The 15,049-nt window shown below is 49.0% G+C and carries 11 protein-coding genes and 1 pseudogene; all 12 read left to right on the forward strand.

The features are described 5' to 3' along the window. Positions 1–37: 37 nt before the first annotated feature. Positions 38–418: pseudogene (locus TU86_RS23360) on the forward strand (sugar 3,4-ketoisomerase); the annotation flags it as partial. Further along, positions 408–2,060, forward strand: coding sequence for a bifunctional GNAT family N-acetyltransferase/PLP-dependent aspartate aminotransferase family protein (locus TU86_RS17560; RefSeq protein ID WP_082149310.1), 1,653 nt, complete (start codon positions 408–410; stop codon positions 2,058–2,060). The pseudogene TU86_RS23360 and the gene TU86_RS17560, both read left to right, overlap by 11 nt. A gap of 4 nt (positions 2,061–2,064) precedes the next feature. Then, positions 2,065–3,339 (forward strand): O-antigen translocase, encoded by a 1,275-nt coding sequence (locus TU86_RS17565; protein WP_048365595.1) that lies wholly within the window; start codon positions 2,065–2,067, stop codon positions 3,337–3,339. Further along, positions 3,333–4,256 (forward strand): glycosyltransferase family A protein, encoded by a 924-nt coding sequence (locus tag TU86_RS17570; RefSeq protein ID WP_048365596.1) that lies wholly within the window; start codon positions 3,333–3,335, stop codon positions 4,254–4,256. The genes TU86_RS17565 and TU86_RS17570 overlap by 7 nt, the downstream gene beginning before the upstream one ends. Further along, entirely contained in the window at positions 4,253–5,593 is a 1,341-nt protein-coding gene (locus TU86_RS17575; protein WP_048365597.1) for a hypothetical protein, read from the forward strand. Before TU86_RS17570 ends, TU86_RS17575 begins: the two co-directional genes overlap by 4 nt. Next, positions 5,590–6,492, forward strand: coding sequence for a glycosyltransferase family 2 protein (locus TU86_RS17580; protein WP_048365598.1), 903 nt, complete (start codon positions 5,590–5,592; stop codon positions 6,490–6,492). Before TU86_RS17575 ends, TU86_RS17580 begins: the two co-directional genes overlap by 4 nt. A 130-nt stretch (positions 6,493–6,622) precedes the next feature. Then, complete coding sequence (gene asnB, locus TU86_RS17585; RefSeq protein ID WP_048365599.1) at positions 6,623–8,557, forward strand: asparagine synthase (glutamine-hydrolyzing); 1,935 nt, start codon at positions 6,623–6,625, stop codon at positions 8,555–8,557. 53 nt (positions 8,558–8,610) lie between these two features. Continuing rightward, positions 8,611–9,417: a glycosyltransferase gene (locus TU86_RS17590; protein ID WP_053076059.1), complete on the forward strand. Its 807-nt coding sequence runs from the start codon at positions 8,611–8,613 to the stop codon at positions 9,415–9,417. A 12-nt stretch (positions 9,418–9,429) separates the two neighbouring features. Beyond that, positions 9,430–10,398, forward strand: a complete 969-nt coding sequence (locus TU86_RS17595; protein ID WP_048365600.1) for an SDR family NAD(P)-dependent oxidoreductase — start codon at positions 9,430–9,432, stop codon at positions 10,396–10,398. Between the two features lie 23 nt (positions 10,399–10,421). Further along, positions 10,422–11,753, forward strand: coding sequence for a UDP-glucose dehydrogenase family protein (locus tag TU86_RS17600; protein ID WP_048365601.1), 1,332 nt, complete (start codon positions 10,422–10,424; stop codon positions 11,751–11,753). A 172-nt stretch (positions 11,754–11,925) separates the two neighbouring features. Next, positions 11,926–12,948: an MraY family glycosyltransferase gene (locus TU86_RS17605; RefSeq protein ID WP_048365717.1), complete on the forward strand. Its 1,023-nt coding sequence runs from the start codon at positions 11,926–11,928 to the stop codon at positions 12,946–12,948. Between the two features lie 93 nt (positions 12,949–13,041). Next, positions 13,042–15,036: a polysaccharide biosynthesis protein gene (locus tag TU86_RS17610; RefSeq protein ID WP_048365602.1), complete on the forward strand. Its 1,995-nt coding sequence runs from the start codon at positions 13,042–13,044 to the stop codon at positions 15,034–15,036. Positions 15,037–15,049: the final 13 nt, after the last annotated feature.

A 15,049-nucleotide genomic window follows, 5' to 3' on the forward strand; every position in this document is an offset into this window, starting at 1 on the left:
GCAGGCCGAGCCAACGGATGAAGTTCGAACCCTAAATGTTATCGGTGATGAGCGGGGTAGCCTGGTTGCCTTAACCCGCGGCCTGGCCGTGCCCTTTACGATCAAAAGGGTTTATTACCTCTTTGGCACGCAAGAAAATATCAGCCGCGGCTTTCACGCGCACAAGCAATTGGACCAAATGGCTGTCTGCATATCGGGTCGATGCCGAATGATGCTGGACGATGGTACGAGCAAAAAAAATATCTGGTTAGATCGACCTGACAAAGGCGTGTTGATCAAAAGCAAAATCTGGCACGAGATGCATGAGTTTTCTGCGGATTGCGTGATGATGGTGCTCGCCAGTGATGAATACGATGAGAGTGATTATATTCGTAACTATGAATCGTTCATGTCATGGGTAAGTAAAGATGCAGAGTAAATCAGGCAAAACGATACGCTTGGATCTTGCCGTTCCCGACGATGCGCAGTTTATACACTCCTTGCGCGTGGACCCGACATATAACACGCACTTGTCACACGTGACGGGTGGTGTTGCCAGCCAGGCTGAGTGGTTAAAAAAGTACAAGCTGCGTGAAGCAGAAGGGCATGAATTTTATTTTGTGATCCGTCGCATCGATAATAATGAGCCGGTGGGCACTGTGCGCTTGTACGATTTCCAGCCTGAGCGGGCATCTTTTTCTTGGGGCAGTTGGATTCTCAATAAAGACAAAACACCCAAGGCCGCAATTGAAAGTGCAATGCTGGTGTACGCCGTAGGCTTCGAGGAGCTGGGATTCAAATCGTGCCATTTCGAAGTGAGAAAGGAGAATGGCGGCGTTATTAAGTTTCACGAGCGTCTGGGGGCACAGAAAGTCAGTGAAGATGCCGACAATGACTATTTTGTAATGACGCCAGCGGTTTATAAACCGTTTCTCGAAAAAAACAGTCACTTCATCAGCGTGGTAAAAAAAATGATCCCGTTCCTGGATTTGAAAAGTATTAATGCTCAGTACGCTGATGAACTGAAAGCGGCCTGTTCCCGTGTAATAGATTCGGGTTGGTACATTCAGGGCAATGAGTTAAAAGCCTTCGAGTCGGCTTTCGCGCAATACTGTGGCACCGAGTACAGTCTCGGGGTGGCCAATGGTCTGGATGCGCTGACATTAGTGCTGTCCGCCTGGAAAGTACTGGGCAAAATTCAGGATGGGGATGAAGTGATCGTCCCGGCCAATACCTACATTGCTAGTATCTTGGCGATTTCGGCAAATGGCCTCGTTCCAGTGCTCGTTGAGCCGGATCTAGAAACGTATAACCTGGATGTTACGTTGATTGAAAAAGCCATCACGCCAAGAACGCGGGCTATCTTGCCTGTGCATCTATATGGCCGTTTGGTGGACATGCCTGCTCTCATGACGGTTGCCAAGCGTCACGATCTATTGGTGCTAGAAGACTGTGCCCAATCTCATGGCGCTCACATAGACGGCACAAAAGCAGGCAACTGGGGCGATGCTGCAGGTTTTAGTTTCTATCCGGGCAAAAACTTGGGCGCATTGGGCGATGCTGGCGCGATTACCACGAATGATCCGATCTTGGCAGAAACAGTACTGGCACTCAGAAACTACGGCTCTCATGAAAAGTACCGCAATCTTTATCAGGGCGTGAACAGTCGGCTGGATGAGATTCAGGCGGCTGTCTTGAGTGTGAAATTAAACTACCTGGATAAAGAAACTCAGCGCCGGTGCGAGATTGCCGAACGGTACGTAGCTGAAATCAAAAACCCGCTGCTCGTTCTGCCGCAGGTACCGGAGCAGGGTCAGCATGCCTGGCACCTTTTTGTCATCCGCAGTGCGCACCGTTCTGAGTTCCAGCAGTACTTGCAGACGCAAGGTGTGCAGACACTGATTCATTACCCGATCCCACCGCACAAACAGCAAGCTTATAAAGAGCTGAGCGAATTATCGCTTCCTGTCTCAGAGTTGATTCACGATCAAGTCGTTAGCCTGCCAATGGGACCGACATTGACCGACGAACAAGTCACGGCTGTGATCAGCGCGTGCAACAGCTTTGCGGTGCGCGATTAGTACTATGAATCTTATTAGAACCGGCTTGTTGAATGGCATCGCAGTACTGATAAAAATGCTGACCCTGCTGGGGATTAATAAAGTCCTGGCGCTGTATGTAGGGCCATCAGGCTATGCAGCGTTAGGGCAGTTTCAAAATGCTGTACAAATGATTACTACCTTTTCCAGTGGGGCGATTAACACTGGGGTCACAAAATACACAGCGCAGTACCATGCAGACGAAGAAAAGCAACGCAGAGTCTGGCAGGCTTCAGGCACAATCGCCTTAGTGGGTAGCGTGTTGACAGCGTTGGTGATTGTTTATTTCAGTCACGAACTGGCAGCGTTCTTTCTTAAGGACAGGGCGCTCAATGGTGTGTTCATCTGGTTTGCTGCGACCTTGGCTTTCTTCACGTTGAACACATTGTTGTTGGCGATTCTGAACGGCAAAAAAGAAATTGTTCTTTATGTGACCGCCAATATCGCCGGGAGTATCTTTGCGCTATTGGTCACCGGTGGCCTCACGATTTACTTTGGTTTGTACGGTGCTCTAGTTGCATTGGCGGTATACCAGTCGCTGAGCTTTTTTATTACGTTGTATCTGTGCACCACGCGTCCGTGGTTCAAAGTTAGATACTTGTTTGGCCGTGTGGATAAAGAAACGGCCCTAAACTTGAGCAAGTTTACGGCCATGGCTCTCACGTCGGCGGCATGCATGCCGGTCTGCCAAATTCTCATTCGTGATTACTTGGGGGAGACCATCAGCTGGGAGGCGGCTGGCTACTGGGAGGCCATGTGGCGACTCAGTGCCGCCTACCTGATGCTGATGACCACCACGCTGAGTGTTTATTATTTACCGCGTTTATCAGAACTCGTCGGACTGTCTGATATTAAGAAAGAGATATTGAACGGTTATAAAATAATTGTGCCGTTCACCGTCGTTGCAGCCTTGATTATTTACCTATTGAAAGACTTCATTATTCAAGTGCTATTTTCCAGCGAGTTTGCACCCATGCGCGAGCTTTTCGGCTGGCAGGTAGTGGGTGACATCATGAAGATATGCAGTTGGTTGTTTGCCTATGTGATGCTGGGTAAAGCCATGTTTAAGCTGTTCATGGTGACGGAGATCGTGTTTTCAATCACGCTTTATGTATTAACAAGGCTGCTGTGTGAAAAGTACGGGCTGGTGGGTACCGCGATGGCCTATACAGTAAATTACGCATGCTATTGGGCAGTTGTTGTGGTGTGTGTTAGTTATACACTCAAGAATAAATCAGTGGTTATGGTAGAAAAATGTTAACAGTCATTGTTCCCGCGTATAATCACGAAGATTTTATAATCGAGTGTCTGGAATCCCTCATTAAGATCAAACTGCCTGCCTTCAAGGTTATCGTGATTGATGATGGCTCTGTTGATTCTACCGCAGAGAAAGTTTCTAGGTTTATTGAAGTTCATCCCTGGGTTCCGGTTGAACTGGTGACTAAGAAAAATGCAGGTTTGGTGTCCTCATTGAACCTTGGGCTTGAGATGTCAGCTGAGGGCTATATTTATTTTGTTGCTTCAGATGATATACCATGTCCCGAGGGGCTGGTGAGTTGTATTGAGGCGCTAGACAGTGATCTCTCTTTAAATTTCTGTGTGGGTGGTGGGGTCAATTTTTTTGAAGAGGATGGCCGTCCAGAAACGCCCATCTACGGGGCTGCTCAAAATAATTTTTTTAAAATGAAAAGCAGTGACCGTGAAGCTGAAATGTTTCTTAGGTACCCATCGCCGATACTCTTACAGTCAACTATTTTCAGGGTGACTGCCCTCAAGACGATAGGGGGGTGGGACAGTAAGTTGACACTTGATGACTTTCCGACGTTTGTTAAGCTGCTAAGTATGTATCCAGAATGTGATCAGGACTTCCTGTTTAAACCGGAAATCAATGTGGTGCGGTATCGGCAGCACGGGTCCAACAGCTATAAAAATATGTTGCGGCACTTTAAGATAGTTCGTCAGAGTTTGATTGCTTTGGCGCCGGCTTACCTGAAGCCTCGAGCACTGGGCACTGCGGTAGGGTTTTATACGTTAGTTGCTTTAAAGCGTTTGGATATACGAACTGCGCTATCTATATTGTTCAGTTCAGGTGCAAAAGCATTTGGGTATGGTCTGATGGCGATGGCAAGTCTGATCTGTGCTAAAGCAAAACACTGTATCGTGAGAGAGGGAAAATGAGCTCGGGTGAGTTTTTTGTTGTTTTTTTCAATAACCTTCCTCTTTTTCTGACATGGATGTTTGCTTGCTGTTTAGCACTCTATTTGTCCGTACGGAAGGTGGCGCCAGCGGCGTATCTGGATCCGCTGCATTTCTATTTTACATTCACCTTTGGCACCTCCTATGGGATTATCATCGGGCTTTATGCACTAGGCCTGATATCTGATTTTCTTTTTTATACAGTCTTTGGCTATGCAGTGTTATTTATTGTGAGCTTTAGGGCGTTTATTGTACGTTCTCCGATACGGTTGTTTAAGGCAGTCAATGTGCTCCTGATTCCTAAGGGGAGCGGTATCGTAGAGTTTTATGTTTTGCTATGTGTCTATATTTTATTACTTGTTTTTCTAGTTCTGCAAATTGGTTTGGGTATTACAGCCGAAACTAACAGGTTTGAACAGAATCGTGGCTATGGTGCTTTTGTACGTGTCGCGGACGGTGTCAGAGTTTTTGTAATTGCGTACTTGTCACTGCTGGTGTGCAAGCAATGGCTGACGTATAGACGTCTGGGCATTAAATATTACGCGCTGATATTTTTCATCCTTTTAATCGCTGTATTGAGCTCGGCTGTGAACGGTGCGAAGTTTGCCATGCTTGAAGCCCTTTACAGTAGTTTTGTCGCAATCGCCATTTTTCATCGCAAAGCTAAGTTTCGGTTAATTTATGCAGGTGGAGTATTTGCAGTTGCGCTTGTGTTTGCGTTATTTGTGCTGTCCATAAATCTGGAGAAGGCGGGTTTCGATAAAGACACACAGCCGACCTATATGGATGGTGGGAGTGTACTGGTTGAACGATTGATGCTGCGTGTATTAGGGAATGCCGACAAGTATTATTTAAGCCTGCCCAATGATGTGATCGATAAGCTTGAGACGGATGCTCTGTGGGTTAGGTTTCTTTCTCCAGTGGTAGGTTCCACGATGCTGAGTAAGCGGTTGGGGTATACGGTGAATAACTTCAACGTCGGGCGACAGGCGTTGCTTTATTATTTTCCGGACCATGAGATATCAGGAGGGCCGACCAGTCATTTTGATTTGTTCGCCTATAAATATTTTGGTGTTTATTTTGGTTGGGTGTGGGTGCTCTTTTCAGGCTTTATATTTGCAAGCATTGTTTCGCTGAGCAGGCTTGGGACAGGGAATATATATTTCACGGCGATTGTGACAACACTTTGGCTGCGTGGCCTACCGATGCTGCTTGAGCCGTCTGTAGGGTTTGCTTATATCTTAGATGTGGTGATTATTTTTTCTTTACTTAAGCTTGTTTGTTGTTTGCTTCCTCGTAAAAGGGATGTAGAAAAATGATGCCGCCAACATGTTCTGAAAATAATATTGCCCAAAAAACAGCCGTTGTTGTAACAACCTACAACCCTGAGATGTTGGACTTTGGTAAAAATCTGGCAAGCTATGCCGCTCAGGTGGGTAGCGTGATTGTGTGCGATAACTCTGACGGCTCACATGCTAAAGAGGACATTCAACGTCTAGTGGGAACGATGCCTAATGCACAATTACTTTGCTTCAATGAAAACCTGGGTATTGCCGAAGCACAAAATAGAGGTATAAGGCTTGCGGCCTCTCTAGGCGCTACTTATTTCATTGAAATGGATCAAGACTCCAGTTTGCCTGGGGATTATGTCGAGCGCATTATCCGGTCTTATCAGTACCTGATAGAAGCAGGCCATTCAGTCGGTGGTGTGGGTCCCGTCGCCGTGAGTGCGAAGGACGGCGCCTATTACCATGGCGTTAAAGAGCCGCAAGGGTTGATGAAGGTCGAAAAGACCCTCAGCTCAGGTTTTTTCTTTTCGCATGAGGCATTTAAAACGGTAGGCGACAAAGACAGCGATCTTTTTATTGATTACGTTGACTGGGATTGGTGCTGGAGAAGCAATGTAAAAGGGCTGGGTATTTTTGTAGACACCGAGTTGGCCATGCAGCACATGCTGGGTGAGGGCCATAGAAAAATCCTGTTTTTTTCCGTGGGCATGCCAGCCCCCATACGGCACTACTACCAGTACCGCAACGGGTTGTATATGTTGACAAGACGTCATGTTCCGTTGCGATGGAAGTTTGAGCGTGCTGTCATATTGATATTGAAGTTACCTGTTTATATGTTTTTTTCAGAGCGTGGAAAAGCCCGAAGGGCTTACATAGTTAAAGCGTTTAGAGATGTGATGTCAGGAAAAAAAGGACGACTTGTCGACTGACCGTAAAGTGTCAGGTTTCATAGATGAAAAATAATTCATAATTGTTGAGGGGGTGAAGTGATTTCGCTCAATCAATACCGTGTATTTTAGCCTGCAGTAAAATCAAATTGAATTATCAAGGGGGTAAGCAGTGTGTGGACTCGCAGGCTTTTTAAAGAAAACTGCTTTATTGAATGATCCGACCAATACCTTACGCAACATGGGTCTGGCGATCGTAAATCGTGGACCAGACTCCAGTGGCGAATGGTTTTGCGCTGAGCACGGCATTGGGTTGTCCCATCGAAGGCTCGCCATTGTGGATATGACGGCGTCTGGTCATCAGCCAATGGTTTCCAGCAGTGGTCGTTATGTCATGGCTTTCAATGGTGAGATTTATAACCACCTGGAGCTAAGAAAGGTATTGAAGGAGGCCAATCCTTCGCTGACATGGAATGGGACCTCTGACACAGAAACAATGCTGGCCAGTTTTGAGCATTACGGTCTCTCGGCTGCGCTTGATACCTTGGTGGGCATGTTTGCAGCCGCGGTGTGGGACACGCAGGCGCAGGCGCTCTATTTGTGTCGAGACAGGTTAGGTGAAAAGCCTCTTTATTACGGATGGCAAGACGATACATTTTTATTCGGTTCTGAGCTTAAGGCACTCAAGGCGCACCCCGCCTTCAAGGCTGATATCTACCGACCCGGTATATCGCTTCTTCTGCGCTATGGCTATATTCCGGCCCCGTACTCAATTTATGAAAACATTTTCAAACTTGAGGCGGGCGAATATGCGTGTGTATCAAGCCGTCAACCTGAGGTTCAAATAACAAAGTATTGGGATGTGGCGGACGTTATAAAGTCTTCCGTTAACGATCCTTTCAAGGGGGATGCACCTGAAGCAACCGCGCATTTGGAAGCGTTGTTAGATACCACCATATCCCAGCAAATGCTTGCCGACGTTCCATTGGGTTCTTTTTTATCGGGTGGCATTGACTCTTCTTTGATTGTTTCTCTGATGCAGAAACAATCGAGTCGTCCCGTGAAGACATTTTCTATCGGTTTTGATGATAAGTCTTATGATGAGGCTGGCTACGCCAAGGCTGTAGCGGCTCATCTGAAGACCGAACATCATGAGTTGTATGTGTCTTCGGCCGATGCTTTGGATGTGATCCCTAAGTTACCGAGCATCTATGATGAACCCTTCTCTGATTCATCACAGATTCCGACTTATCTTGTTTCTGCACTCGCACGCGAGCAGGTGACTGTCTCGCTTTCAGGTGATGGCGGAGATGAATTATTTTGTGGTTACAATCGCTACAAGATGACGGCCAAATTTTGGTCGGCACTCAAGAAAGTGCCACGGCCGATACGGTCGCTGTCCAGTGCCATGTTGACTTCGATCTCTCCAGCTACCCTCGATCTGTTAGCCAGTAAGGTACCCAAGCTATCGGGCTACGGCAGTGTCGGAGATAAAGTTCACAAAGCCGCCCGTGTAATGTCATCTCGCAGTGCACAAGATATCTATGTGGGGCTAGTTTCAAAACACCCCAACCCGCAAACGTTGGTGATAAATGGTGTCGAGCCCGACACATGTTTGATCGGTAACACGCCTGATTTCACTGCGCTCGATGATATTCAGCAGATGATGGCCCTGGATACCCTGTCGTATTTGCCTGAAGGGGTACTGACCAAGCTGGACAGGGCCTCGATGGCTGTGTCACTCGAAGGTCGGGCGCCCTTTTTGGATCACCGAGTCTTTGAGTTTGCCTGGCAATTGCCTTTGTCTATGAAAATGCAAGGCAATGACTCGAAGTGGATACTGCGACAGATTTTATATAAATATGTGCCACAAGCGCTGATTGATCGTCCAAAGATGGGGTTCGGCGTACCGCTTAGGGATTGGTTGTGCGGGCCTTTGCGTGAGTGGGCTGAAACACTTCTCGATGAGCAACGGCTTGTTCAGGAAGGGTATTTCAATGTACCGGCGGTGCGTGCCCTATGGGCGCAGCATGCAGGTGGACGTTATGACCGATCTGGAATATTGTGGGCCATTTTGATGTTTCAAGCATGGCTGCAAGAACAATAGATCCGGTCACGTCGAGACAGTGTTATGCGCGAATTCCATTCGAGGTCCCTATTTTGAACACTACGTTTTCTGTTCTGATGTCCATCTATAAAGATGAGACGCCTTCGAACCTACGCCAATGCTTGGAAAGTCTGGAGGCTCAGACATTAAAAGCGACGGATGTTGTGTTGGTTGAAGACGGTGTGATTGATGCGGTGCTCCTGAGCACGATTGAAGAATTCAGGCACTCACTGAATATCAAGAGCGTCAGACTGGCACAGAATATTGGCTTGGCTGCGGCTCTCAATAAGGGGCTTGAGTCTTGTGACCACGCGTACGTCGCGCGGATGGACACGGATGATGTGTGCTTGCCTTCGCGCTTTGAAAAACAGATTGGTTTTTTAATGGCGCACCCTGAGGTTGCGGTCGTAGGGGCGTTGGTCGAGGAATATGACGTCACTATGAGTGTAGCGAGCGGCATCCGTCACACACCCTCGCAACACGCAGACATTATGGCTTTTGCCAAGCGCCGTAGCCCGCTGAGCCACCCGACTGTGGTGTTCAGGAAAGAAGCAGTTTTGGCCGTGGGCGGCTATCCATTGTTCCGAAAAGCTCAAGATTATGCGTTGTGGTCGCTTATGTTACAGCGCGGGTACACGCTGCATAACGTGCCGGAAGTCCTGCTCAATATGCGCGCAGGGGCCGGTATGATGGAGCGCCGTAAAGCCGATCATTTGAAATATGAGCTGGCCATTTTGAAATACCAGAAAAGCATCGGCTTTTTAACGCCGAGTGAGTACCTCTTCAATGTGTGCGCGCGGTCGATCACTCGTCTGTCGCCTTCATTTGTAAGAACATTGATTTATAAATTCGCGCGTTGAGTGACAGACACCATGAAGATTTTAGTAACCGGGGCCGCTGGTTTTATTGGTCATGCATTAGTTAAACGCCTGGCCAATTGCGCGGCCTCCATTGTGGGTATTGATAATCTCAATGACTATTACGATGTTGAGCTTAAGCACAGTCGACTGAAAGAGTTGGAAACGGTCACCAACTTTCAGTTTATTAAGGGCGACATCAGTGATGCGACTCAGCTGAATGAGATTTTTCAATCGCATCAGTTTGATGTGGTTGTCAATCTCGCTGCCCAGGCGGGCGTTCGCTATTCGATTGAGAATCCGTCAGCCTATATTCAGGCTAACGTCGTGGGATTCTTTAATATCTTAGAAGCGTGTCGGCATTTTGCTGTTAAGCATCTTCTGTATGCGTCTTCCAGCTCTGTCTACGGGCTTAACAAAAAGACGCCATTCAGCGTTGACGATTCGGTGGATAACCCAATCAGTTTGTATGCCGCGACGAAAAAGTCGAATGAGCTCATGGCCCATACGTATGCACACCTTTATAAGTTCAAGACCACCGGCCTGCGATTTTTTACTGTCTACGGTCCTTGGGGTCGCCCGGACATGGCGATGTTCAAATTCACCAAGTCCATTTTCGAAGGCAAACCCATTGACATCTACAACAATGGCGATCTTTCACGGGACTTTACGTACATCGATGACATCGTCGAGGCTGTCTCTGCGCTTGTTCAGCGTTCACCGCGTGCTGAAGAACCGCTTTACCACGTCTACAACATTGGCCATGGCAGCCCTGTCAAATTGATGGACTTTGTGCGAGCGGTGGAAAAAGCAGCTGATAAAAAAGCCATTTACAACTATCTGCCCATGCAGGCTGGCGATGTATCCCAAACCTGGGCTGATACGCAAGCGTTGTACGAGGCTACCGGTTGTCGCCCCGCGGTGAAAATTGAAGAGGGCTGCGAACGCTTCGTTTCGTGGTTCAAAAATTATTACAATGTTTAATATTTGAAAATGCAGGTGATACTTTGAAAGTTACTATTTTCGGCACGGGGTATGTAGGTTTGGTCACCGGTACCTGCTTGGCAGATATTGGGCACCATGTGACATGCGTCGATATTGATGAAGTAAAAATCAATAACCTGAAGAAGGGCATTATCCCCATCTATGAGCCTGGTTTGGAGGCGATGGTTGTTCAGAATTACACAGCGGGTCGCCTCAACTTCACGACCGATGCGCGCGAAGCCATTGAATTCGCCGAAATTCAAATTATTGCTGTCGGCACTCCTCCGGACGAAGACGGTTCGGCAGATTTGAAATACGTTCTCGCGGTGGCCAAATCCATTGGTCAGCATATGAACGAACACAAAATCGTTGTTGATAAGTCAACGGTACCGGTGGGGACCGCGGATAAGGTCAAGGCTGAAATTCTGAATCAGCTGGCTGCGCGTGACCTGTCGTTGACGGTCGATGTCTGTTCCAACCCTGAGTTTCTGAAAGAGGGTGCAGCCATTGAAGACTTTACCAAGGGCGCGCGAATCGTCATTGGTACGGATTCTGACTACGTAAAAACCCGTATGCGCGAGTGCTACGCCCCCTACAGTCGTAACCACGACAAGCTGATTTTCATGGATATTCGTTCTGCTGAGCTGACCAAGTACGCAGCCAACGCCATGCTGGCAACTAAAATCAGCTTCATGAACGAAGTAGCTAACCTGGCTGAAAAGCTGGGTGCGGACATCGAAAGCGTTCGTATAGGCATTGGCTCCGACCCGCGCATTGGTTATCAGTTCATCTACCCGGGTTGTGGTTATGGCGGCTCTTGCTTCCCGAAAGATGTACAAGCCCTTGCGCGAACGGCATTGGAAGTCGGTTATGTGCCGGAGTTGATTCAGTCCGTAGAGAAAGTTAATAACCGTCAGAAAAAAGTACTGTTCCAGAAACTGTCTGATGCTTTTGGCGGTCGTTTGGAAGGCAAAACCATTGCGGTGTGGGGCCTGTCTTTTAAACCTAATACTGACGACATGCGCGATGCGCCAAGCCGTACGCTGATGGAAGCCATCTGGGCGGCTGGCGGTAAGGTTAAGGCGTATGATCCTAAAGCCATGGAAGAATGCCACCGTATCTACAAGGATCAAGCTGGCCTGACGCTGTGTGCGACCAGTGATGAAGCGTTGGCCTCCAGTGATGCGTTGGTTATTTGCACTGAATGGAAAGCTTTCAGAGCCGTAGACCCTGCCTGGCTGGCGTCTAACCTGGCAGAACGCATTGTGATCGACGGCCGTAATTTGTTTGAACCCGAAGCCATGTCCAAAGCGGGCATTGCTTACTCTTCCATTGGCCGCAATAGCACCGTTTAATGTGCGCGATCTGAGTGCAGCTCTGCAGGCGCTTTGATTTGCGGCCCCTGTGATGGATGGCAACGGTGTGTTGAGTCGCTCTGAGGGCGACTTGACACACAGTTGCAATCTGGACGCTTGGCTGGTTCGCACACCCGCAGGGCTTGAATCGCAGGCCTGTCTAGAGGTTTTGATGGATATTTCTTTATTTTTTATCGCCGTTGTATTGGGTTCTGCATTGATGACGTGGGTGCTGCGTCAATATGCGCTGCGCCGTAACATCATCGATATTCCCAATGCGCGAAGCTCACATGTGATTCCTACCCCGCGAGGGGGAGGTGTTGCCATTGTGGTCATTTATTTATTGGCTATTGTTTTGCTCTATGTCGCCGGTGCTATTGATCAAGCCGCGGCAGTGTCCATTCTTGGGGCCGGAGCGTTAGTCGCAGTGATTGGCTTCATGGACGATCATGGTCATATTGCCGCGCGTTGGCGTCTGCTGGGGCACTTCAGTGCTGCATTGTGGGCGCTCTTTTGGGTCGGGGGGCTGCCTTCTTTAGAGGTGTTTGGCTGGACCATACACTTAAGTTGGGCGGGGTATGTGCTCGGGGCTTTGTATTTAGTCTGGATGCTCAATCTTTATAACTTCATGGACGGTATCGACGGCCTTGCCAGTATTGAGGCCATTTGTGCGTGCTTGGGTGCTGCTCTTATTTACTGGCTGGCAGGGAGTGCGGGTTATCTACTTGTAGCGCCTCTCTTGCTGGCGGCGGCCGTGGCGGGCTTTCTTTTGTGGAACTTCCCTCCTGCGCGCATTTTCATGGGCGATGCAGGCAGTGGTTTCCTCGGTTTGATTCTCGGTGTGTTGTCGCTTCAGGCTGCCTGGGCGCAGTCTCAACTGCTTTGGGTATGGCTCATTTTGCTCGGCGTATTCATTGTTGATGCAACGTTCACGCTCTTCAGGCGCCTGCTGCGTGGAGAGAAAGTCTATGAGGCGCATAGAACGCATGGTTACCAATATGCGTCGCGCTCAGCGGGTCGTCACTTGCCGGTCACCCTTACCGTTGCGGCCATCAATATTGTTTGGCTTTTCCCGATTGCCTTGGGGGTGGGTGTCTATGGTTGGAATGGTGCGCTGTGTCTCGTGGTGGCTTATGTCCCGTTGATCGCTCTGGCTTATAAACTCAAGGCCGGCACTGCTGAACCTGTGGCTTGAAAGCGGTACGTACAAGGAAATTGCGGTATTGACGCAATGAGTTAACAGTTACTCTTATCGCAATCAAGAGTTACAGAGGTGTTAGAAGGCGTTATGGATAGAATCAGATCGTATTTGCTCAACCTCTCACGCTGGCACAAACGCGTTTTGCAGGTATTCACAGATGTTTTATTAGTCTGGCTCGCGCTGTGGCTTGCTTTTGTCGTGCGCCTTGGCGTTGACGAGATGATCAATCCGATCATGATGCACACGTGGCTTTTTGTCTGTGCGCCGGTGATTGCGATACCTCTGTTTGTTCGTTTTGGCATGTACCGCGCGGTAATGCGTTACTTCGGAAATGATGCGTTGATCGCCATTATCAAAGCCGTCAGCCTTTCATCGCTGATTTTGGCCGTGGTCGTGTATTGGTACAGCAACCATCAAAATGTCGTGCCGCGTTCGATCATCTTCAACTACTGGTGGCTGAGCCTGATCATGTTGGGCGGGCTGCGCCTGGGTATGCGTCAATACTTTCTCGGGGACTGGTTCGCAGCGGCACAACATGTGCCTTTTACCAATCGCGATGACGGATTGCCCAGGGTTGTGATTTATGGTGCAGGCGCGGCTGGCAATCAATTGGTTGCGGCATTGCGGATGGGGCGAGTCATGCGCCCTGTGGCTTTTATTGATGATGATGAAAGCATCGCAGACCGAGTGATCTCTGGTTTGCAGGTTTACCGGGCTAAAAACATACAGCAAATGATCGACCGAACGGGGGCTCAGGAGTTGCTGCTGGCCATACCGTCTTCTTCGCGCGGGCGTCGTCGAGAAATCCTGGGGTTGCTGGAAGGCTTTCCTCTGCACGTGAGAAGTGTTCCGGGTTTCATGGACCTGGCCAGTGGCCGGGTCAAAGTAGACGACATCCAGGAGGTCGACATTGCTGACTTGCTGGGTCGTGATGCTGTGCCTGCCCAAGGTGAACTTCTTGAGCATTGCATCAAGGGGCAAAGTGTTCTGGTGACCGGTGCCGGCGGCTCGATTGGATCTGAACTGTGTCGCCAGATTCTTGCACTACGCCCAACCACGTTGCTGTTGTTTGAGCACAGTGAATTCAACCTTTACAGCATTCTTTCGGAACTTGAACAGCGTGTAACCCGCGAGTCCTTGTCGGTGAGGGTCTTGCCTATTTTGGGGTCTGTGCGCAATCCGCAAAAATTGCTGGATGTGATGCAAACCTGGCGAGTTGATACGGTGTATCACGCCGCCGCCTACAAGCATGTACCGATGGTTGAGCACAACATTGCAGAAGGCGTGCTGAATAATGTCATCGGTACGCTCAATACCGCTCAGGCGGCGTTGCAGGCAGGCGTTGCGAACTTCGTGTTGATCTCGACCGACAAGGCTGTACGGCCCACCAATGTTATGGGTAGCACCAAACGTCTGGCAGAAATGACGTTGCAGGCGCTCAGTCGCGAATTGGCCCCTGTACTGTTCGGCGATAAAGCGAATGTGTCTCGGGTTAATAAAACCCGCTTTACCATGGTGCGCTTCGGCAATGTATTAGGGTCTTCGGGCTCAGTTATTCCGCTGTTTCACAAGCAGATCAAAGCGGGCGGACCGTTAACCGTGACGCATCCGAAAATCACGCGCTACTTCATGACGATCCCGGAAGCGGCGCAACTGGTTATTCAAGCAGGTTCAATGGGCCTGGGTGGTGATGTGTTTGTGTTGGACATGGGGGAGCCGGTGCGCATCGTTGAACTGGCTGAGAAGATGATCCATCTTTCCGGTCTTAGCGTACGTTCCGACAAGAATCTGCACGGTGATATCGAGATTGAATTCACGGGTCTGCGTCCTGGTGAAAAACTCTACGAAGAGTTATTGATTGGTGACAACGTTGTGGCCACCCAACATCCGATGATCATGAGTGCCACCGAAGATCTCCTTTCGTGGGACGAGCTTAAACAGCGTTTGTCGCAGTTACTGCAAGCTGTTGAGCAGGATGATTATTCGCGCGTGAGACAATTGTTGCGCGACACCGTGAGTGGTTATGCACCGGACGGTGAAATTGTGGACTGGATCTATCAGCAGCGCCGTTTAGAACCCTGATCGGTGTGAGCTA

This window comes from Pseudomonas weihenstephanensis (assembly GCF_001043055.1).
Lineage (GTDB): Bacteria > Pseudomonadota > Gammaproteobacteria > Pseudomonadales > Pseudomonadaceae > Aquipseudomonas > Aquipseudomonas weihenstephanensis.